This is a genomic window from Streptomyces sp. SID5910 (assembly GCF_009862125.1).
Taxonomy (GTDB): Bacteria; Actinomycetota; Actinomycetes; order Streptomycetales; family Streptomycetaceae; genus Streptomyces.
This window is the reverse complement of record NZ_WWHX01000503.1, coordinates 1-19,635: the sequence shown is the minus strand read 5'-3', so window position 1 is coordinate 19,635 and position 19,635 is coordinate 1. Positions and strand designations below refer to the sequence as shown.

At 73.7% G+C, this 19,635-nt stretch carries 19 protein-coding genes and 1 tRNA gene; 10 read left to right on the top strand and 10 right to left on the bottom strand.

The window, feature by feature from the left end:
• The 4 genes from GTW67_RS18085 to GTW67_RS18070 form a co-directional block, all read left to right on the top strand.
• The coding region (locus GTW67_RS18085; RefSeq protein ID WP_524539793.1) for a CysS/YqeB C-terminal domain-containing protein at positions 1-172 on the top strand (172 nt) is incomplete at its 5' end.
• A 117-nt stretch (positions 173-289) separates the two neighbouring features.
• Entirely contained in the window at positions 290-1,231 is a 942-nt protein-coding gene (gene rlmB / locus GTW67_RS18080; RefSeq protein ID WP_161165862.1) for a 23S rRNA (guanosine(2251)-2'-O)-methyltransferase RlmB, read from the top strand.
• Between the two features lie 132 nt (positions 1,232-1,363).
• A complete protein-coding gene (locus tag GTW67_RS18075) occupies positions 1,364-3,079 on the top strand; it encodes a DoxX family protein (protein ID WP_161165861.1) in 1,716 nt (571 codons plus the stop codon).
• A gap of 199 nt (positions 3,080-3,278) precedes the next feature.
• Entirely contained in the window at positions 3,279-3,575 is a 297-nt protein-coding gene (locus tag GTW67_RS18070) for a hypothetical protein (protein ID WP_161165860.1), read from the top strand.
• Between the two features lie 71 nt (positions 3,576-3,646).
• Here the strand turns inward: GTW67_RS18070 and GTW67_RS18065 are convergent, their stop codons facing one another.
• From GTW67_RS18065 to msiK, 3 genes are all read right to left on the bottom strand, one after another.
• Complete coding sequence (locus tag GTW67_RS18065; protein WP_161165859.1) at positions 3,647-4,384, bottom strand: nucleotidyltransferase family protein; 738 nt, start codon at positions 4,382-4,384, stop codon at positions 3,647-3,649.
• A 55-nt stretch (positions 4,385-4,439) separates the two neighbouring features.
• A complete protein-coding gene (locus GTW67_RS18060; RefSeq protein ID WP_161165864.1) occupies positions 4,440-4,895 on the bottom strand; it encodes a hypothetical protein in 456 nt (151 codons plus the stop codon).
• 250 nt (positions 4,896-5,145) lie between these two features.
• Complete coding sequence (gene msiK / locus GTW67_RS18055; protein WP_161165858.1) at positions 5,146-6,282, bottom strand: diacetylchitobiose ABC transporter ATP-binding protein MsiK; 1,137 nt, start codon at positions 6,280-6,282, stop codon at positions 5,146-5,148.
• 224 nt (positions 6,283-6,506) lie between these two features.
• Between msiK and GTW67_RS18050 the strand changes: the two genes are divergently transcribed.
• A tRNA-Thr gene (locus tag GTW67_RS18050) sits at positions 6,507-6,580 on the top strand.
• A 48-nt stretch (positions 6,581-6,628) separates the two neighbouring features.
• On the opposite strand, the gene GTW67_RS18045 is transcribed toward GTW67_RS18050, so the two are convergent.
• The gene (locus tag GTW67_RS18045; protein WP_346010682.1) at positions 6,629-7,510 is read right to left on the bottom strand and encodes an aminoglycoside phosphotransferase family protein; all 882 of its coding nucleotides are present in this window, start codon (positions 7,508-7,510) and stop codon (positions 6,629-6,631) included.
• A 97-nt stretch (positions 7,511-7,607) separates the two neighbouring features.
• On the opposite strand from GTW67_RS18045, the gene GTW67_RS18040 reads away from it, so the two are divergent.
• Complete coding sequence (locus GTW67_RS18040) at positions 7,608-9,020, top strand: NAD(P)/FAD-dependent oxidoreductase (protein WP_202437379.1); 1,413 nt, start codon at positions 7,608-7,610, stop codon at positions 9,018-9,020.
• Positions 9,021-9,059: 39 nt separating this feature from the next.
• On the opposite strand, the gene GTW67_RS18035 is transcribed toward GTW67_RS18040, so the two are convergent.
• The 3 genes from GTW67_RS18035 to GTW67_RS18025 form a co-directional block, all read right to left on the bottom strand.
• Positions 9,060-10,562: an MFS transporter gene (locus tag GTW67_RS18035; protein WP_161165856.1), complete on the bottom strand. Its 1,503-nt coding sequence runs from the start codon at positions 10,560-10,562 to the stop codon at positions 9,060-9,062.
• A 79-nt stretch (positions 10,563-10,641) separates the two neighbouring features.
• Positions 10,642-11,622, bottom strand: a complete 981-nt coding sequence (locus GTW67_RS18030) for a zinc-binding dehydrogenase (protein ID WP_161165855.1) — start codon at positions 11,620-11,622, stop codon at positions 10,642-10,644.
• A gap of 48 nt (positions 11,623-11,670) precedes the next feature.
• Entirely contained in the window at positions 11,671-12,831 is a 1,161-nt protein-coding gene (locus GTW67_RS18025) for an NAD(P)-binding protein (protein ID WP_161165854.1), read from the bottom strand.
• Positions 12,832-12,981: 150 nt separating this feature from the next.
• Between GTW67_RS18025 and GTW67_RS18020 the strand changes: the two genes are divergently transcribed.
• A complete protein-coding gene (locus GTW67_RS18020) occupies positions 12,982-13,677 on the top strand; it encodes a pentapeptide repeat-containing protein (protein WP_202437378.1) in 696 nt (231 codons plus the stop codon).
• Between the two features lie 27 nt (positions 13,678-13,704).
• On the opposite strand, the gene GTW67_RS18015 is transcribed toward GTW67_RS18020, so the two are convergent.
• Positions 13,705-14,205, bottom strand: coding sequence for a hypothetical protein (locus GTW67_RS18015; protein WP_161165852.1), 501 nt, complete (start codon positions 14,203-14,205; stop codon positions 13,705-13,707).
• Positions 14,206-14,270: 65 nt separating this feature from the next.
• On the opposite strand from GTW67_RS18015, the gene GTW67_RS18010 reads away from it, so the two are divergent.
• The gene (locus GTW67_RS18010; protein WP_161165851.1) at positions 14,271-15,242 is read left to right on the top strand and encodes a GNAT family N-acetyltransferase; all 972 of its coding nucleotides are present in this window, start codon (positions 14,271-14,273) and stop codon (positions 15,240-15,242) included.
• Between the two features lie 56 nt (positions 15,243-15,298).
• On the opposite strand, the gene GTW67_RS18005 is transcribed toward GTW67_RS18010, so the two are convergent.
• Entirely contained in the window at positions 15,299-16,714 is a 1,416-nt protein-coding gene (locus tag GTW67_RS18005; RefSeq protein ID WP_161165850.1) for a M1 family aminopeptidase, read from the bottom strand.
• Positions 16,715-16,812: 98 nt separating this feature from the next.
• Entirely contained in the window at positions 16,813-17,382 is a 570-nt protein-coding gene (locus tag GTW67_RS18000; protein WP_161165849.1) for a GlcG/HbpS family heme-binding protein, read from the bottom strand.
• 254 nt (positions 17,383-17,636) lie between these two features.
• On the opposite strand from GTW67_RS18000, the gene GTW67_RS17995 reads away from it, so the two are divergent.
• Both GTW67_RS17995 and GTW67_RS17990 read left to right on the top strand, forming a co-directional pair.
• On the top strand, positions 17,637-18,863 hold the full coding sequence (locus GTW67_RS17995; protein WP_161165848.1) for a sensor histidine kinase: 1,227 nt from the start codon (positions 17,637-17,639) through the stop codon (positions 18,861-18,863).
• Positions 18,860-19,519: a response regulator gene (locus GTW67_RS17990; RefSeq protein WP_161165847.1), complete on the top strand. Its 660-nt coding sequence runs from the start codon at positions 18,860-18,862 to the stop codon at positions 19,517-19,519. Before GTW67_RS17995 ends, GTW67_RS17990 begins: the two co-directional genes overlap by 4 nt.
• Positions 19,520-19,635 lie beyond the last annotated feature (116 nt).

Below are 19,635 nucleotides of genomic sequence, written 5' to 3'. Positions count from 1 at the left end.
TCTGCACGACGTCGTCGACAGCCTCGTACGCCTCGTCCTCGACCAGCGCGAGGCCGCCCGGGCGCGGAAGGACTGGTCCACCGCGGACGCCATCCGCGACCAGCTGAAGGAGTCGGGGCTGGCCATCGAGGACAGCCCGCAGGGACCCCGCTGGAGCCTCGGCTCCCGCTGAGCCTCCACGGCCCCCGAAGATCAAGTGTGCCGCCCGGCCTCCCGGGCGGCACACTGCATAAGACGCAAGCACCACGCACACCCGCGTGAAGACGCAGAGAGCGGAGACAGGTAACTCATGGCCGCGAACAACCGCCGCATGTCCGGCAAGAAGGGCGCGCAGGTCGGCAGCGGCGGCAAGCGACGCCGGGGCCTGGAAGGCAAGGGGCCGACGCCTCCCGCCGAGATGCGCAAGGGGCACGCCAAGCAGCGCGCCGCCAACGCCAAGGCGCGCCGCGCCACGGGACGTCCGCAGCAGCGCCGCGGAGGCGGCCGGTCCACGTCCGAGCTCGTCGTCGGCCGCAACCCGGTCTACGAGGCCCTGCGCGAGGGCGTGCCCGCCTCGACGCTCTACGTCCAGCAGTTCATCGACAACGACGAGCGGGTCCGCGAGGCGCTTCAGCTCGCGGCCGAGCGCGGCGGCATCAACCTCATGGAGGCGCCCCGCCCCGAGCTCGACCGGATGACCAACGGGCTCAACCACCAGGGCCTCGTCCTCCAGGTCCCGCCGTACGAGTACGCGCACCCCGAGGACCTGGTCGCCGCCGCCCACGACGAGGGCGCCGACCCGCTGATCGTCGCCCTCGACGGCGTGACCGACCCGCGCAACCTCGGCGCGGTCGTCCGCTCCGTCTCCGCCTTCGGCGGCCACGGCGTCGTCGTGCCCGAGCGGCGCGCGGCCGGCATGACCGCGGGCGCCTGGAAGACGTCCGCCGGCACGGCCGCCCGTACGCCGGTGGCCCGCGCCACCAACCTCACGCGCGCCCTGGAGCAGTACCAGAAGGCCGGGATCACGGTCGTCGGCCTGGCCGCCGACGGCGAGGCCGAACTCGGTGACGTGGAGGCCCTCGGCGGGCCGGTCGTCATCGTCGTCGGCAGCGAGGGCAAGGGCCTGTCCCGCCTGGTCGGCGAGACCTGCGACGTCCGCGTCCGCATCCCGATGCCCGGCGGCGCCGAGTCGCTCAACGCCGGTGTGGCGGCGGGCATCGTCCTCTACGAGGCGGCCCGCCGGCGCGCCTGACGCCGCGAGGGGGACCGGATGTTCGGTTCGGTCCCCCGAACGGGGCGTTCCGGGTGGTCCGGACAAGCTTGACGCGGTCCGGACAGATCCGGCGGGCCGAGGCAGTGTCCTAACGACACATCACTCGGTTAGATGAGCGTGGACACCAGAACACCCCGCACACCCACGGGGGACCGCTCGTCGGGATACGACGACGCTCCCGCGCTGAGCATGGTGAAGGTGCCGAGCGATCCGGCCCAGGTCATCGTCAATCACACGAGCTTCCGCGTGCAGCTCGGTGCCTCCGCGCGGCGGACCCGGTCCCCGCGGATCGCGCGGCACTTGAGCGCCGCCCACGACACCGCCCGTATGCCCGTCGCCGGCACCGGGGTCCCCACGCCCGCCCGGCGCCGCCCCGTCGTCTGGAGCGGCCGGTCCGACCCGGACGACACCGGCGCCCACCGACTGCTCCAGGCAGTGCGGGCCGGCGCGGGCCGTCACGCCGAGGACCCGGTCCCCGACATCACCGACGCCGGCGCCACCCAGGTCATCCCCCGCGTCGGCGAGGGCGGCCGCCCCGGCTACGCCCCGTACGACGACTTCGACGACGGCCCCGACACCCAGCCCCTCGAAGCCCCCCTCGTCGGCGCCCAGCGCGGCCCCCTCCGCGACGGCACCCGGCTGCTGCCCGCGATGCGCACCGTCGGCAGCACCTACGACGAACCGGCCTTCGGGGACGACGACTTCGGCCCGGCCCCCGCCGGCCACGGCTACGGCGACGGCACCGACACGGGGCCGCGCACCAGGCGCCACGCCGACGACCCGTCACGGCACGCCTACTACCCCGGCCGCCGCCTCAACCTCGGCGTCGTGCTGCTCCCCCTGCGCGTCTTCCTCGGCTTCATCTCCGTCTACGCCGGCATGGGCAAGCTCTGCGACCCCGTCTACTTCGACGGCGGCGAGCGCGGGTCCATGGTCAAGTGGCTCAACACCCTGCACCCCTGGGACGTCGCCGAACCGCTGCGCCAGTTCGCCCTCGCGCACCCCGTCGGCTCCGGCCTGGTCATCGCCTTCCTCCAGGTCATCGTCGGCGTCCTGACCGTCCTGGGCTGCTGGCAGCGCGTCGCCGCCGTCATCGGCGCGATCCTGTCCGCCGCGCTCCTGGTCACCGTCAGCTGGAAGAGCACCCCGGTCTACGACGCGCCCGACATCATCTACCTCGCCGCCTGGTCCCCGCTGATCATCGCCGGCGCCCCCGTCTACTCCGTGGACGGCCGTCTCGCCGGCGGTGCCTGGCGCCGCCTCGGCCCCCGCGCCGACATCTGGGACCTGCGCCGCCATGTGCTGCGCCGCAGCGCCCTCGTCACCTTCCTCGTCACCGGCGTCACCCTCCTCGTCGGCTCGCTGCTCGGCGGTGCCGTACGCGACGCCGACCGCGTGGTCGTGCCCGGGCCCGGCGAAGGCCCGCGCAACGAACTCCCCGGCTCCCCGCTCCCCCAGGAGCCCGGCACGCGTAAGGAGAAGACGCCGGAAGCCTCCTCCTCCGCGTCCACCGAGGGCGCCGGCTCCGGCGGCAAGGCCACCCCGTCCGAGGACGGCGAGACCACGCCGGGGGCGACCAGCGACAGCGGCACCACTCCCGGCGGCGCCCCCAGCCAGACCCAGGGCACCACGGGCGAGGCCCCGCCGCAGCGGACCTCCCCGGCCGGACAGGCACCGAGCACCAGCGCCGGCCCGACCTCCGGCGGCACCGCCACGGGGGGCACGGGGGACGGCTCCACCGGCTCCACCGGCAGCGGCGACGGCGACACCGGCTCCTCCTCCACAGGCCAACCGGGCAGCCGCCTGGTCGGCGGCCTCCTGGGCTAACCCGCCCCGGGCCAGGGGCTCGGGGCATGTACGACGACGGGTCCCGCACGAACACCGTGCGGGACCCGTTGTCGTAGGGGATGGCGGTGCGTCGTCGAGTTGACGGCCGTGGACCGAGGGATGGGACGACCGCCGGTACACCTTTGTCGCCGCAGGCCCCCGGGCGAAGGAGGACTGGCTGCATGACGTTGCCTCGGTCATGCGGGGAGAGACAGCGGACCCCCGGGGCTGGCGGACCATCGATCCGGACGAGGGTGAGGAGGAGAGGGAGGACGACCCGGCCTACCCCTTCGTCGTCCCGCCAGTGGACGATGCGGGTGCGGCGGAATGGCGAGGTCGGCTCAGGGAGATTCCGCTTTCCGCGGTGGTACGGCTCCTCGTGCTGCTGGCCACCATCGATCTCGATGTCTCCCGGGACCCCCGTTCTCCCGCACAGCGGGCTGAAATGGAGGGGCACGCCAGGGTGATTCTCGCGCGCTCTCCCAATCCGCGTTGAGACACGAGTTCCCGGACCATGCCCGGCCGTACTCCCCGAGCGCGGTGCGGGCCACCGTGGTCCGCGGATGCTCAGCGGCCGGAGAGGGCCGACAGCTCGCGGGCCGCTTCTGTCAGGTCCTTCGCCGTGTCGATTGCTCGCCAGTAGGAGCCCTGGGGGATCGGGAAGCCGGCCAGGCGGTTCTCGCGGGCCAGGCGGGGGAACGTCGTGCGTTCGTGGTCGCCGCGCTCCGGGAGCAGCTCCGCGAAGGCGGGCGAGAAGACGTAGACACCCGCGTTGATCTCGAAGGTCGACGGGGGTGCCTCTATGAAGTCCGTGACGTGTCCGAAGCCGTCCGTCTGCACGGCGCCCCAGGGCAGCCGGGGGCGGGCCAGGGCGAGGGTCGCGACGGCGTCCCGCTCGGCGTGGAAGTCGGCCATGTCGCGCAGTGAGAAACGCGTCCAGATGTCGCCGTTGGTGGCGTACCAGGGCAGGTCGGGGTGGGGGAGGTGCGCGGCGGCGTACTTGAGGCCGCCGCCGCGGCCGAGGGGCTCGGGCTCCACCACGGTGGTGACGGACAGCGGCAGGTCGGCGCTCTCCAGCCACTTCTGGAGCACCTCGGCGAGGTGGCCGCAGGAGACCACCACGTCGGTCACACCCTCCTCGGCGAGCCAGGCGAGCTGATGGCCGATGATCGGGGTGCCGGTGCCCGGGATCTCGACCATCGGCTTGGGCCGGTCGTCGGTGTAGGGGCGCAGGCGGGAACCCTGCCCGCCGGCCAGGACGACGGCTTGAACGGGGCGGCGGGACGCGGCGTTCGGATCGGTCATGACCCGAACTGTACGTGGCGTCCCGCCGGCCCCGTGGGGGAGGCCGTGGGGCCGGTCAGCGGTGCGCGGCCAGCACGCCCGAGGCGAAGGCGGTGTCGCAGACGGGGCGCGCGTACGACTGCGCACGCGTCGGGCCGTAGACCTTGACGGCGGCGCGGCCGAGGGCGCGGGCGATGGACGCGCAGTGCTTGGCCAGCGACGGGCGGTCGTCGACGGCCTGCTGGAGGTGGGTGAGGGCGACGCCCGGGTCCTCCTCCTGAAGCTCGGTCAGCAGCCGGTCGCGCAGCACGTCGTGCGGGGCGCGGGCCCCGGCACGCGTGGAGGCGCCGGCGGCGGAGGCGTCGGATGCGGTGAGCACCGAGTTCGAGGGGTCCCCCGACCAGTTGACCCGGGTGACCGCGAGGGTCCCGGAGAGCACCAGGACGACGGGCAGGACGAAGGCGAGAGAGCGGCCGATCCGGCGGGCGGGGCCCCGGCCGCTACGCGTCTGCTGGGAGGCGGAGTGCTTCACGGAGTGCTTCACGCGAGTGAGGGTAGCGCCCGGTGATGATTTGGCGACATTTAGTCACCGGTACGGGTGACATGAAAGGGCCCGGAAACGGGTAGCGGGTTGACGCACACTGGTCGAAACGTCCGGTGTGCCGGGGTATTTGTCGACAACGAAAAGGGCCCCGCAGCAGGTTGCGGGGCCCTTCGCGTGGACGCGGGGGTAATTCACCCGTGCCGGGGACACCCGCCCCCGGCACGGACCGGTCGGAGCCTCAGTCGGAGAGGCGCTCGCCGGAGGAGGACGAGAACACGTGGGTCTCGCCCGGCCGCGGCACGACGTGGACGGTCGCGCCCTTCTCCGGCACCGCGCGGCTGCTGACGCGGACCACGAGGTCCTTCGTCTCGCCGCCGACCTCGACCGTGCCGTAGATGTAGCCGTCGGCGCCGGTCTCCTCGACGACGTTCACCGTCACGGCGAGGCCGGCCGGGGCGTCGGCGGAGTCCTTGGACAGGGACGCCGCGGCGCCACCGTTCAGCTCGACCACGTCGAAGTGCTCGGGGCGGACGCCGACGGTGACCGTGCGGTCGCCCTTGTCGGAGGCGGCCTTGAGGGCGTCGCGGTTGACCGGGACGACGCTGTTGCCGAACTTCACGCCGCCGTCGGTGATCGGCACCTCGATCAGGTTCATGGCGGGGGAGCCGATGAAGCCGGCGACGAAGAGGTTGGCGGGCTTGTCGTACATGTTGCGGGGGCTGTCGACCTGCTGGAGCAGACCGTCCTTGAGGACCGCCACGCGGTCGCCCATCGTCATGGCCTCGACCTGGTCGTGGGTGACGTAGACGGTGGTGATGCCGAGGCGGCGCTGGAGCGAGGCGATCTGCGTACGCGTCGACACACGGAGCTTGGCGTCCAGGTTGGACAGCGGCTCGTCCATGAGGAACACCTGCGGCTCACGCACGATCGCGCGGCCCATCGCCACACGCTGGCGCTGACCACCGGAGAGCGCCTTCGGCTTGCGGTCCAGGTACTCGCTGAGGTCGAGGATCTTCGCGGCCTCCTCGACCTTCTGCCGGATCTCCGCCTTGTTGACGCCGGCGATCTTGAGCGCGAAGCCCATGTTGTCGGCGACCGTCATGTGCGGGTACAGCGCGTAGTTCTGGAACACCATGGCGATGTCCCGGTCCTTCGGCGGCAGGTGCGTCACGTCGCGGTCGCCGATGCGGATGGCGCCGCCGTTGACGTCCTCGAGCCCCGCGAGCATGCGGAGCGAGGTGGACTTGCCGCAGCCGGACGGGCCGACCAGGACGAGGAACTCGCCGTCCGCGATGTCGATGTCGAGACCGTCGACGGCGGGCTTGTCGGAACCCGGGTACACGCGGGTCGCCTTGTCGAACTGGACTGTGGCCATGATGAATGGGCCCCCTTCTACCGGCAGGAACGTGCCGGACGATCCGTTGTAGGAAGGTGGTTGGTGTAGTCCACACGAGTGAACTGGCTCAGGACGGTACCCGGCGTTCACCTGATCTGTCAGCACCTGCGGGGCGGTGAACTTCGCGGATCTTTTCGAATCCCATCGTTCACCGGCTCTGTGTACAGTGGGACAGCCTCCGCGCGCGCCGTCGCGCGATGCCCGCCTCCTTAGCTCAGCTGGTCAGAGCGCCGCTCTTGTAAAGCGAAGGTCGTCGGTTCGAATCCGACAGGGGGCTCTTGCGAGGAACGGCCCCCGCCTGTGACAGGTGGGGGCCGTGCTGTGTTCAGGCGTGCCGTAGCAGGTGGGCGATCTCCAGTTGGGGCTGTTCCAAGGGGTCCTCGTCCTCCACGTTCCACAGGAGGTTCTGGAGGACGCGGGCGAGGGTCCAGGCTCGGGCGCTTTCGCGGTTCAGGGCGAGGGTGTCGGTCAGGGCGTCGAAGCGCCACCGGGTCTCGGCCGGGTCGTAGCGGTTGTCGAGGGCGGGGAGCAGGTCGAAGCCGGGGTCGCCGGCCAGCGGTTTGGGGTCGATGGCGAGCCAGGGGGCGCGGTCGGAGGCGAGGACGTTCTCGTAGTGCAGGTCCCAGTGCAGGAGGCGGTCGCCGGGCTCGTCGGCGACCTCGCGCAGGGCGGCGGCGCAGTCGGCGACCAGGCGGCGGGCCTCGGGGTCGGGGATGCGGGCCAGGGCCCAGGGCGTGCGGTCCAGCATGGCCCGCGCGATGTCGCCGAGGCCGCGCAGGCCGGGCGGGGCGGGGGTGGCGGTGAGCCCCGCGAGCAGGCGGGCGAGGACGAGGACGGCCTCGCGGGAGTCCTTCACGTGGTGGAGCGTGCGGGCCGGGTCGAGGCGCTCCAGGAGCAGGGTGCCGGTGGCCGGGTCGTGGTCGAGCAGGCGTACCGCTCCGTCGCCGTCCCACCGGCGCAGGGCGACGGGCTCGCCCTCGGACTCCTCGTCGAGGAGCTGGAGCTTGAGCGCGGCCGGGGTGCCGTCGGCGCGGACGACGGGCAGGACGAGGGCCGCCCAGCCGTGCATCGAGGGGCCGTCGAGGCGCAGTTCCCAGCGGGCCAGGTAGCCGGCCGCCAGTTCGGGCAGGGCGGCGACGAAGGCGCGGCCCGCTTCTCCGTTGTACTTGACCTGGGTTGCCGCGAGGGCGGCCGGAACGTCGATCACATGGGGTGACGCTACCGGCGGGCGGCCGCGCGGGTGGGGGAAATTCAACGGAATCCGAAGCAGACAACCGTCCCTCACCAGGGTTAACGTCCTGCCCATGAGCAGCCCGAGCAGCGGCGTCGTGAACGGTGGCATCTCCTACTGGTACGCGGACGACGGTCTTCCGGCGGTGCGGGAGCCGCTCGCCGGGGACGCGTCGGCGGACGTGGTGGTCGTCGGGGGTGGGTACACCGGACTGTGGACGGCGTACTACCTGAAGAAGGCGGTGCCGTCCCTGCGGATCACGGTTCTGGAGCAGAGGTTCTGCGGTTACGGCGCCTCCGGCCGCAACGGCGGCTGGCTGTACAACGGCATCGCGGGCCGCGACCGGTACGCGCGGCTGCACGGCCATGAGGCGGCGGTGCGGTTGCAGCGGGCGATGAACGACACCGTGGACGAGGTGATCCGGGTCGCCGCGGAGGAGGGCATCGACGCCGACGTCCACAAGGGCGGGGTTCTGGAGGTGGCGTGCACGCCCGCGCAGGCGGCGCGGCTGCGGGCGTTCCACGAGGCCGAGCTGGCGTTCGGCGAGAAGGACCGGGAGCTGTACGGGGCCCGGGAGACGGCGGAGCGGATCCGGGTGGCGGGCGCCGTCGGGTCGACGTGGACGCCGCACGGGGCGCGGCTGCATCCGGTGAAGCTGGTGAAGGGGCTCGCGGCGGCCGTCGAGCGCCTCGGGGTGACGGTGCACGAGTCGACGCCGGTGACCGAGATCGGGCCGCGGCGGGCGGTGACGCCGTACGGCACCGTGCGGGCGCCGTATGTGCTGCGCTGCACCGAGGGGTTCACCGCCTCGCTCAAGGGGCAGCGGCGGACGTGGCTGCCGATGAACTCCTCGATGATCACGACCGCGCCGCTCAGCGAGGAGCAGTGGGAGTCGGTGGGGTGGGCGGGCCGGCAGACGCTGGGCGACATGGCGCACGCCTACATGTACGCGCAGCGCACCGCCGACGGGCGGATCGCGCTGGGCGGGCGCGGGGTGCCGTACCGCTACGGTTCCCGCACCGACAACGACGGCACCACGCAGGCGGCGACCGTGGAGGCGTTGCGGGAGATCCTGGTCCGGTTCTTTCCGTCGCTGGCCGGGCTGCGGATCGAGCACGCCTGGTCGGGGGTGCTGGGGGTGCCGCGCGACTGGTGCGCGTCCGTCACGCTGGACCGGTCGACGGGGCTGGGCTGGGCGGGCGGTTACGTCGGTTCCGGGGTGGCGACCGCCAATCTGGCGGCGCGCACGCTGGGTGATCTGGTCCGGCGGGACTCGGGCGAGGGCGGGGGCGGGGGCACGGAGCTGACCGGTCTGCCGTGGGTGGGGCACCGGGTGCGCCGCTGGGAGCCGGAGCCGCTGCGCTGGCTGGGCGTGCAGGGCATGTACGCCGTGTACCGGGAGGCGGACCGGCGGGAGCGTACGAGGCACAGCGCGTCGTCGTCGCGGCTGGCGCGGGTGGCGGACCGGGTGGCGGGGCGGCACTGAGCGCTTCGGGGTGCCGGGGGTGGGTGCGTCCGCCTGCTCTCAGCCCACCGGTTCCGGTACGGGACGGTCGGCCGGGTTGCCGTGTTTCGGGGCCTTGGCCGTGACCATCAGGCCGGCGACGACGCCGGCGAGCAGCATGATGCCGGCGGCCAGCCAGATGGCGACCGTGTAGCCGTGGACGATGCCCTCCCGGACGGTCTCCTGCCGCCGGGAGGGGTCGGTGAGGTGGGAGGTGATCCAGGAGGCGCTGGTGCTGGTGGCGACGGTGTTGAGCAGGGCGGTGCCGATCGAGCCGCCCACCTGCTGCGAGGTGTTGACCGTCGCCGAGGTGACGCCGGCGTCCTGCGGCGCGACTCCGGCGGTGGCGGTGGAGAAGACCGGCATGAAGGTCAGGCCCATGCCGAGGCCCATGAGGATCAGCGCGGGCAGGATCTCGCTCGCGTACTCGGAGTGCACGGTCATCTGCGTGAGGATCACCATGCCGCCGGAGGCGAGGAGCATGCCGGGGACCATCAGCATGCGCGGGCCCACGTGGGGCAGCAGCCGGGCGGAGATCTGGGTGGAGCCGATGACGATCGCGGCGGTCATGGGCAGGAACGCCAGGCCGGTCTGCACGGGGGAGTAGTCGAGGATGACCTGGAGGTAGTAGGTCATGAACAGGAACAGGCCGAACATGCCGATGACGGCCAGCATCATCGTCAGGAAGCAGCCGGCGCGGTTGCGGTTGCGGATGATGTGCAGCGGCAGCAGGGGGACCGGCGCCCGGGTCTGCCACCACACGAAGATGGCCAGGAGGACGACGCCCCCGGCGAACAGGGCCAGGACGAGCGGGTCGGTCCAGCCGCGTGGCTGTGCCTCGCTGAAGCCGTAGACGAGGGCGACCAGGCCGCCGCAGCCGAGGATCACGCCGGGGACGTCGAGGCGGACGTCGGCGTGGCCGGGCCGGTCGTGCAGGAGGATCAGGGCGCCGACGACGGCGATGACGGCGATGGGGATGTTGACGTACAGGCACCAGCGCCAGTTCAGGTACTCGGTGAGCACGCCGCCGACGATGAAGCCGACGGCGGCGCCGCTGCCCGCGAGTGCGCCGTAGATGCCGAAGGCCTTTCCGCGTTCCCTGGGGTCGGTGAAGGTGGTCGTCAGCAGGGACAGCGCGGAGGGCGCGAGGACGGCGGCGAAGACGCCCTGGAGTGCGCGGGCGCCGAAGAGCATCGCGGAGCCGACGGCGGCGCCGCCGATCCCGGAGGCGACGGCGAAGCCGATCAGTCCGATGACGAAGGTGCGTTTGCGTCCCACGAGGTCGGCGATGCGCCCGCCGAGCAGCAGCAGTCCGCCGAAGGCGAGGGTGTAGGCGGTGATCACCCATTGGCGGTTGCCGTCGGACATGCCCAGGTCGCGCTGTGCGGAGGGCAGCGCGATGTTCACGATGGTCGCGTCGAGGACGACCATCAGCTGGGCCAGGGCGATCACCACGAGCCCCCACCAGCGGCGGGGGTCGGCGTCCGCGGAGGCGGGTCCCTCACCTGTCCGGGTGGCACTCATTTGGCCAGAAGACCATGAATCGGGACGTATCGCATCCCGTTCGGGCCGGCCGTGGGGTTTCGGCGCGGACAGGGGGTGGTCAGGGCTCCAGCACCACCTTCCCGGTCGTCCCCCGGTCCTGGAGGGCGCGGTGCGCGGCCGCCGCCTCGGCGAGCGGGAAGCGGTGCACGGCGGGGGAGAGGCGTCCCGCGGCGGCCTCGGCGAGGGCGCGGAGTTCGAGGGTGCGGACGGGGTCGGGGCCGCCGGTCCGCCGCATCATCACGGGGCCGAGCACCTGCTCGGACACGCCGTCGACGTGGTACGGCTCGCCGTCGTGCAGGCCCTTGCCGGACCAGCCGAAGACGAGGTGCCGGCCGCCGGGCCCCAGCAGCGCGACGGCCTCGCGGGCGACGTCCCCGCCGACGCCGTCGAAGACGACGGTCGCCTCTCGGCCGGCCAGGTGGGCGCGGACCTCGGCCGGCCACCCGGGGTCGGTGTAGTCGACGGCGAGGTCGGCGCCGTTCGCCGCGACGCGCGCGGTCTTCGCCGGGCCTCCGGCCAGCCCTACGACGGTGGCGCCGGCGTTCTTCGCGTACTGCACCAGCAGGGTGCCGATGCCGCCGGCGGCGGCCGGGATCACGGCGACGGAGTCGGGGCCGAGGTCGGCGAACTGGAGGATGCCCATCGCCGTGCGGCCCGTGCCGATCATGGCGACGGCCTCGGCGAAGTCCAGGCCGGCCGGGATCTCGTGGAGGCGGCCGGCGTCGGCGACGGCCAGTTCGGCGTAGCCGCCGGGCGCGAAGCCGAGGTGGGCGACGACCTTCCGGCCGAGCCAGTGCTCCGGGGTGCCCTCGCCGAGGGCGTCGACGGTGCCGGCGACCTCGCGGCCGGGGATCGTGGGCAGGGCGGGCAGTTCGGGCGCGGGGCCGCGGATGCCTTCGCGCAGGGCGGTGTCCAGCAGGTGGACGCCGGCCGCGCGGACGGCGACGCGGACCTGGCCGGGGCCCGGGCGAGGGTCCTCGACGTCGTCGAGGACGAGGTTCTCGGCCGGGCCGAAAGTGTGCAGACGGATGGCGCGCATGGCGGTCCCCCAGAGTGAGGCTCGTGGTCCGGACCCCACTCAACGACCTCAAGCATGCTTGAGGTCAAGCTCCTTCCGGCCGAGCGCCAGGGACACGGCCGTCAGGGCGCTGTTGAAGGAGACCTCCGACAGCAGCCCGGGCGCGGCGACCTGGTCCCCGGCGAGATAGACGCCGTCGCCGCGGTCGACGGCGGGCCGGTCCCGCCAGGTGGTGCCGGGCGGGTCGACGGCGCCGGTACGGCCGTTCGCGACGGACTCGCGCCGCCAGGTGAGGCGCTCGCGCCAGCCGGGGAAGCCCAGGTCGAGCAGGTGCTCGGCGCGGGCGGCGCCGTCGGCCTTCGACTCGTGCGGCGCGATCGGGATCTGCCCCTGGATCAGCTGCTCGCCCGCCGGTGCCAGGGTGCGGTCCTGCGCGGTGAACCGCTCGATCCAACCCGGCGCGTCCAGGTCGGAGACCGCGAAGACGTCGCCGCGCCGGGAGCGCACGGCCAGGTCGACCAGGGTGGTGCGCCCGCTGGGCCAGGTCAGCGCGGGGTCGCCGAGCAGACGGCGGGCGGCGTCCAGGGAGGTGGCGACGACGACCGGGGTGTCCGCCGGGAGGGTGTCGACCCGGGACACGGTCTCCATCCGGACCCCTAGGTTCCAGGCCCGGGCGGCCATCCGGTCGATGACGCCGGACCAGCCGCCGCGCGGGTAGTGCGCCTCGGGCGGCAGCTTGGCGGCCCGGCGCAGGCGTTCGTGCACGAAGGCGGCGGACAGTGAACCGGGGTCGTGGTGGAAGAGGGCGACGGCGCAGTAGTGGGCGGCGGCGCGGGCGCCCTCCTCGCCCGCGACGCCGGTCGCCCAGGTGAGGAAGTCGGTGTCGACGGGGGCCGGTCCGACGCCCCGGCGCAGCAGCTTGAGCAGGGCGAGGGGCGGGGTGCGGCGCAGGGCGCCCCGGTGGTGCAGCCGCAGCCGGGCGGCCTCCAGCGGCGGGATCGGGGCGAGGGGGCCGAGCAGGCCGCGCTGTTTGAGCCAGGCCCAGTGCGGGCCGCCGTTGTAGAGGGCGTGGGGGCCTTCGTTGGTGCGGTACGGGCCGTCGGCGGTGCGGGCCCGTCCGCCGAGCGTGTGGTGGGCCTCGTGGACGGTGACCTTGGCGCCCGCCTCGGCGGCGGTGATGGCGGCGGTCAGTCCGGCGAAGCCGCCGCCGACGACGGTGATGCGGTGCATGGCTGGGGGCTCCCTCGTTCGGGTTCGCCTGGTGTCGTGCCTTTCTGCGAGTACGACGGATGCGGGCCGGGGAAACGTGACACGCGGCCGGCGAAGCTCGCGAAACCGCAGGTGGGGGCGGTTGTCAGTGGCGGGGTGCAGCATGGGGGCATGGCGAGGAGAGCGACGGGCGGCAGCGGTACGGCGGCGGCGGTGCGGGCGGCGCGGCGCCCCGAGGTGCGGCTGCCGGCGCTGGAGCCGTACGGTGGCGGAGGGCTGGAGCCGGACGGTGACTACGACGGGCTGGAGTTCCTGGACACGGACTTCGCCGGGCAGGACGGGGCGGGCGCGCGCTTCATGGACTGCGCGCTGAGAGGGTGCGCGCTGGACGAGACGTCCCTGCCGCGCGCCCGGCTGCTCGACTCGGTCCTCACCGGCGTACGCGGTGTCGGCACGGACCTCGCCGAGGCCACCCTGCGGGACGTGGAGCTGGTCGACGCCCGGCTCGGCGGCACGCAGTTGCACGGGGCGGTGCTGGAGCGGGTCCTGATCCGGGGCGGCAAGATCGACTATCTGAATCTGCGGCGGTCCCGCCTCAAGGACGTCGTCTTCGAGGGCTGCGTCCTGGTCGAGCCGGACTTCGGGGGCGCGCGCCTGGAGCGGGTCGCGTTCGTGGACTGCGCCCTGAAGGACGCGGACCTCAGCGCGGCGACCCTGACGGACGTCGACCTGCGCGGCGCGGCCCCGCTGGAGCTCTCCCGGGGCGTGGACCGCCTCGCGGGCTCGGTGATCAGTCCGGCCCAACTGCTCGACCTGGCCCCGGTGCTGGCGGCGGAGTTGGGGGTGCGGGTGCTGGCGGAGGAGTAGGACGGGCGCCGTCCGCCCGGCCTGGGTTCAGGACACGCGGGGGAAGCGGGACTGGAGGGTCCAGATCGCCGGGTTCTCCGCCAGGTCCTCGTGCATGTCCGAGAGGTCGGCGATCAGGTCGTGGAGGAAGTCCCGGGCCTCCCGGCGCAGCGCCGAGTGCGAGAAGGACAGCGGCGGTTCGCTCGTGGGCAGCCACTCCGCCTCGATGTCGACCCAGCCGAAGCGGCGCTCGAACAGCAGGTGGTCGGTGGACTCGGTGAAGTCCAGCTCGGCGTGCTGCGGCCGGGCGGCCCTGGAGCCCGCCGGGTCCCGGTCGAGCCGCTCCACGATGTCGCACAGCGCCCACGCGAAGTCCAGCACCGGCACCCATCCCCAGGCCGTGGAGATCTCCTGGTCCTTCTTGGTGTCGGCGAGATACACGTCCCCGCAGAACAGGTCGTGCCGCAGGGCACGGACGTCCGCGCGGCGGTAGTCGGTCTGCGGAGGGTCGGGAAAGCGGGTGGAGAGGGCGTAGCCGATGTCGAGCACGCAGGTGATGGTGTCATGCCCCGGTCCCGGCCACCGCGGGACCGGTGCGGGGTAGGTTGCCGCGTGTGATCATCACCCCGCTCACACTCGCCGCCGACCGCGACATCCCGGGCCCGCTCCTCACCGAGCTGACCGCCCTCTACGCGTCCCACCGCGCCTTCCACGCTCTCAGCGGCGACTTCGCCGACCCCGACGACATCCGTCCGGAACAGGTGGCGGCGGCGCTGGCCGACGAGTTGGCGGTGCCCGGCGCGGAGGTCCTGCTCGCCCGGGACGGTGGCCGGCTGGTCGGGGTCGCGATCACCCTCGCCCGGCACCCCGACCCGGCCGACCCCGACCCGTGGATCGGCCTGCTGATGGTGGACGCGCACCTGGGCCGCAGGGGCCACGGCAGGCGGCTCGCGTCCCTCGTCGAGGACCGCTTCCGGGCCGCGGGCCACGCCGGTCTGCGGCTCGCCGTCCTGGACGGCAACAGCGACGCCCTCGCCTTCTGGACCGCCCTCGGCTACGAGACCGTCGACCACCGCCGGGACCTGCGCGCCGCCCGCCCCTGCACGGTGCTGCGCAAGGCGCTGCGCATCCCGCGCCGCGCGGCCCGTGTCGCCGTGCTCGACCCCGACGGCGCGGTCTTCCTCCTGCGGTACGACAACGTCGAGGTCGGCGTGTACTGGGCGATGCCCGGCGGCGGCCTGGAGGGGGACGAGGACCCGCGCGAGGGCGCCCTGCGCGAGGTGCGCGAGGAGACCGGCTGGACGGACCTGGAGCCCGGCCCGCTGCTGTGCACCTGGGAGCACGACTTCACCCACCTGCACGAGGGCCCGGTCCGCCAGCACGAGCACATCTACGTCGCCCACGGCCCCCGGCGCGAGCCCACCGGACCCGACCTCGCCGCCGCGCACGCCGCCGACGGCATCCTCACCTGGCGCTGGTGGAGCCGCGCGGAACTCGCCGGGGCGCCCGAGGCCCTGTGGCCGCCGGACCTGCCCCGGCTGCTCGACGCGTTCGAGGCGGGGGGCGGCGACCGGCGCCAGGGGTGAGGTAGCGGCAGGGGTGAGGCGGCGGCCGGCGCACCGGTCCACCTCCGGCGCCGGTCTCAGGGGCGCTCCGGCTTCCCGTCCCCGTACAGCCAGTCGTCCCAGATCGCCGTGAAGTCCTTCCCGGGGGCCGACTTCTCCACGAACGCCGTGAAGTCGTCGGTGTCCGCGTTGCCGTGCCGGTGGGCGGCGGCCCAGTCGCGCAGCAGGGCGCGGAAGGCGTCGTCGCCGACCGTCTGCCGGATGCGGTGCAGGACCATCGCGCCGCGCTGGTAGACCGGGCTGTCGGAGATGTGGGCGGCGTCGGAGGGCTTGCCGGGCGGGAAGGCCCACACGGCCTCGTTGGCCGCCTCGTCCTCGAAGTAGGTGCCGTCGTAGAGCGCGTCGAAGGTCTCCTGGGCGGTGTCGCCGCCGTGCTCCTCCGTCCACAGCCACTCCGCGTAGGTGGCGAAGCCCTCGTTGAGCCACATGTCGCGCCAGGTCTTCGGTGTGACGGAGTCGCCGTACCACTGGTGGGCCAGCTCGTGGACGAGGGTCTCGGTGTCGGGGGCACCGGGGAAGTAGGGCCGGGTCTGGGTCTCCAGGGCGTAGCCGGCGTCGTCCGGGCGATCGACGATCGCGCCGGTGGAGGAGAAGGGGTACGGGCCGAAGAGGGCCTGCTCCCACTTCATGATCGCGGGGAGCTGCGCGAGGACCGTGCGGCTCGCGCCGGCCTGCTCCGGGTCGACGGCCGTGTACACCGGCAGGCCGCCGTCGAGGGTCGAGCGGCTGATCCGCCAGTCGCCGACGGCGATCGTGGCGAGGTAGCTCGCCATCGGCTCGGCGGTGTGCCAGCGGAACGTCGTACGGCCGCCCTTGGTCGTCTCGCCGGTCAGCTGCCCGTTGGAGACGACCCCGTAGCCCTCGGGGACGGTGACCGCGATGTCGTACGCCGCCTTGTCGGAGGGGTGGTGGTTGCCGGGGAACCAGGCCATGGACCCGGTGGGTTCGCCGAGTCCGACGGCGCCGTCCTCGGTGGGCAGCCAGCCCTCCTCGGAGTCGTCCGGGTCGGTCACGGTCTCGGGCTCCCCGGAGTAGCGGACCCGCACCCGGAACGTCTCGCCGTCGTCCAGCTCGTCCGGCGGGCGGACCGTCAGCTCCTGCCCGGCCCGGTTGAAACGCGCCTCCCGGCCCTCGACGGTGACGCTCTCGACGTCCAGGCCCTTGAGGTCCAGGTTGAAGGCGGACAGATCATGGGTGGCACGGGCGGTGATCGTCGCCGTGCCGGTCACATGCTCGGCGTCGGGGTCGTAGTCGAGGGCCAGGTCGTAGTGGCCGACGTCGTAGCCGCCGTTGCCCGCCTTGGGGAAGTACGGATCGCGCACGCCCGAACCGCCGGGGGTGCCGTCGACACCACCACTGCCGCCGCCGCCACTGCTGCACGCCCCGAGGGCGGTGACGGTGACGGCGGCTACGAGCAGACGGGTGAGGCGCACGCGGTGATCCTATGGGGCGTTTCACGTGAAACGCCCGCCGGAACCGGCCGTTGGCCGGTCGGGGGGTCCGCTGCCAGCACAGCGCCCCCCGCGCCCTGCTAGCGCAGCGCCTCCGCGCCCGCCTGTGCGAACTTCTCGTCCAGGGTGCCGGACGGGGCCCCCGCGACACCGATGCCGGCGATCGGCGCCTTGTCGGCGGTGACCGGGACGCCACCGCCCAGGAACAGCGTGCCCGGGATGTCCTTCAGGTTCGGGGCGTTCTCCAGGCGGCCCTCCAGCTCGGTGGTCGTGGCGTTCCAGGAGACGGCGGTGTACGCCTTCTTCACGGCCGACTCGTAGGACTGCGGGCCGGCGCCGTCCCCGCGCATGGTGAGGATCGTGTTACCGTTGCGGTCGACGACGGCGACCGTGACGCGCTGGCCCTCCTTCTTGGCCGCCTTCAGCGCGGCCTGGGCCGCCTCGGTGGCGGCGTCGACCGTCAGGTGCGTGGAGGTGGTGGTGTCGCGCTTGCCGGCCGCGGCGGCGGGGGCGGCGGTCACCGCGGCGTCCCGGGCGGACTCCGGCGCCGAGGCGTTGGCCGCCACCGTGCCGAAGGTGCCCGCGGCGACGGCGGCGAGAACGGCGCCGCCGGTGGCGATCCGGGCGCGCCGGGAAAGGGTCTTCTTCATGGTGGATGCTCCTCGGGGTCGGGGCGGACGGTCCGCTTCGAGGCCCCTGCGGGCCGCTTCCGTCCTTCTGCTCTCCACCCTCCGTCCCGCACCCGGGGTGTGCGGTCGCCGTTCCGGCTGCCGTCCCGCTACGGAACGGGCGACGGCGGGGTCGTCCGATCGGCTGACCCGTCCACCGTCCGGGCAGGTCACCATGGGAGTGAACGCGCAGCTCAGCGTGGTAGGACACAACGGTGGAGAGGAGGCGGGCGCGGATGCCGAAGCCCAGTGACCCGGACACCCGGTGGCTCGGTGCCGTCCTGCACGTGGCGTTCTTCCTGCTGCTCGGCGGCGCTCTCGCCCGCTTCCTGCTGCGCCACCCCGGCGAGCCCCGCACCCCGTGGATCATCGCCCTGTCCCTGGTCCTCGCCGTGCTGCATCTGCTCGGGCCCGTGCTGAGCGGTGCCGGGACGCGGCCCGGCCGGCGGAGTCTGGCCTGGCTCGGTGCGGTGGTCGCGGTGTGGATGGTGCTCGTCGTCCTCGCACCCAGTTTCTCCTGGTGCGCCGTGCCCCTCTTCTACACGGGTCTGCGGACCCTGCCGGCCCGGGCGGCGCTCGTCCTGGTGAGCGTCCTGACGGTGTTCGTCGTCGCCGCGCAGCTCCAGCTCGCCGGGCGTTTCGACCCGAACCTGCTGCTCGCCCCGCCGGCCGTCGCCGCCATCGCCACGGCCGTGTTCCTGCACACCGAACGGCAGGCGGCCCGGCAGCGCGCCCTGATCGACGACCTGATCCGCACCCGCCGCGAACTCGCCGCCGCCGAACGCCGCGAGGGCACCCTCGCCGAACGCCAGCGGCTCTCCATGGAGATCCACGACAGCCTCGCCCAGGGCCTGTCCAGCCAGCGGATGCTGCTCCAGGCGGCCGAGCGGGTCTGGGAGTCCGACCCGGGCAAGGCCCGCACCCACGTCCGGGGCGCCGCCTCCGTCGCCGAGCACAACCTCGCCGAGGCCCGCCGCTTCGTGCACGACCTCGCCCCGGCCGACCTCGCACGCGGCGGCGGCCTGGTGGCGGCGCTGCGCACGCTGGCCGAGCGGGAGACCGGCGACCACCTCACCGTGCGGGTCCACGTGGACGACGGCGGCCGGGCCCCGGGGCTGCCCGACCGCGTCCAGTCGGCGCTGCTGAGGATCGCCCAGGGCGCCCTGGCCAACGTCCGGGAGCACGCCGGCGCCTCCACCGCCGCGCTCACCCTCACCCTCCTCGACGACCAGGCCGTCCTCGACGTCACCGACGACGGCCACGGCTTCGACCCGGCGGCGCTGCCCGGCGCCCCGTCCGGGGTGCGCGGACACGGGCTGCCCGCCATGCGCGCCCGGCTGCGCGGTCTCGGCGGCACCCTGACCGTGGAGTCCGCCCCCGGCGAGGGCACCGTGCTGTCCGCCGCCGTCCCCCTGGACCCGCCCCCGACCGACCCGGCCGACCCGCTGGAGGCACCCCGATGACCGAACCGGCCGCCCCGCGCACCGAACCGGCCCCCGTCCGCATCCTCGTCTGCGACGACCACGTCGTCGTACGCGCCGGGCTGCTGGCCCTGCTCGACAGCGCCCCCGGCATCGAGGTGGTCGGCGAGGCCGGCACCGGCGAGGAGGCGCTCGCCCTCGCCGCGCGGCTGGTGCCCGACGTGGTGCTGATGGACCTTCAGCTCGGCGAGGGCATCGACGGGGTGGAGACCACGCGCCGCCTCACCGCGGGCGCCGGCCCGTCCCCGCACGTCCTGGTGCTCACCACGTACGACACCGACGCCGACATCACCCGCGCCATCGAGGCCGGCGCGACCGGCTATCTGCTCAAGGCCGAGCGCCCCGAGGAGCTGTTCGCCGCGATCCACGCCGCCGCGCGCGGCCGTACGGCGCTGTCCGGGCCGGTCGCCAGCCGGGTGATGGCCAACATGCGCAGCCCGCGCCCGTCCCTCACCGACCGGGAACGCGACATCCTGGCCCAGCTTGCCACCGGTCTCGGCAACCGGGAGATCGCCCGGGCCCTGTTCATCAGCGAGGCCACGGTGAAGACCCATCTGCGCCGCATCTACGACAAGCTGGGCGTCGACACCCGCGCGGGCGCGGTGGCGGTGGCGAAGGAGCAGCGTCTGCTGCCGTGAGCACCCGAGGACGCCGGCACGCCGAAGGCCCCCCGGCACGGAGCCGGGGGGCCTTCGTACGGAACGAACGGGCGGGGGAACGTCAGACGTTCACGCCGAAGTCCTGGGCGATGCCG

Coding starts and splice junctions, on each gene's coding strand:
- GTW67_RS18040 (WP_202437379.1), top strand. CDS start 7,608: ATGAGCAGCCCGAGCAGCGGCGTCGTGAACGGTGGCATCTCCTACTGG.
- GTW67_RS18070 (WP_161165860.1), top strand. CDS start 3,279: ATGCGGGGAGAGACAGCGGACCCCCGGGGCTGGCGGACCATCGATCCG.
- GTW67_RS18075 (WP_161165861.1), top strand. CDS start 1,364: ATGAGCGTGGACACCAGAACACCCCGCACACCCACGGGGGACCGCTCG.
- GTW67_RS18030 (WP_161165855.1), bottom strand. CDS start 11,622: ATGCGCGCCATCCGTCTGCACACTTTCGGCCCGGCCGAGAACCTCGTC.
- GTW67_RS18025 (WP_161165854.1), bottom strand. CDS start 12,831: ATGCACCGCATCACCGTCGTCGGCGGCGGCTTCGCCGGACTGACCGCC.
- msiK (WP_161165858.1), bottom strand. CDS start 6,282: ATGGCCACAGTCCAGTTCGACAAGGCGACCCGCGTGTACCCGGGTTCC.
- GTW67_RS18065 (WP_161165859.1), bottom strand. CDS start 4,384: ATGACCGATCCGAACGCCGCGTCCCGCCGCCCCGTTCAAGCCGTCGTC.
- GTW67_RS18000 (WP_161165849.1), bottom strand. CDS start 17,382: ATGAAGAAGACCCTTTCCCGGCGCGCCCGGATCGCCACCGGCGGCGCC.
- GTW67_RS18020 (WP_202437378.1), top strand. CDS start 12,982: ATGGCGAGGAGAGCGACGGGCGGCAGCGGTACGGCGGCGGCGGTGCGG.
- GTW67_RS17995 (WP_161165848.1), top strand. CDS start 17,637: ATGCCGAAGCCCAGTGACCCGGACACCCGGTGGCTCGGTGCCGTCCTG.
- GTW67_RS17990 (WP_161165847.1), top strand. CDS start 18,860: ATGACCGAACCGGCCGCCCCGCGCACCGAACCGGCCCCCGTCCGCATC.
- rlmB (WP_161165862.1), top strand. CDS start 290: ATGGCCGCGAACAACCGCCGCATGTCCGGCAAGAAGGGCGCGCAGGTC.
- GTW67_RS18035 (WP_161165856.1), bottom strand. CDS start 10,562: ATGAGTGCCACCCGGACAGGTGAGGGACCCGCCTCCGCGGACGCCGAC.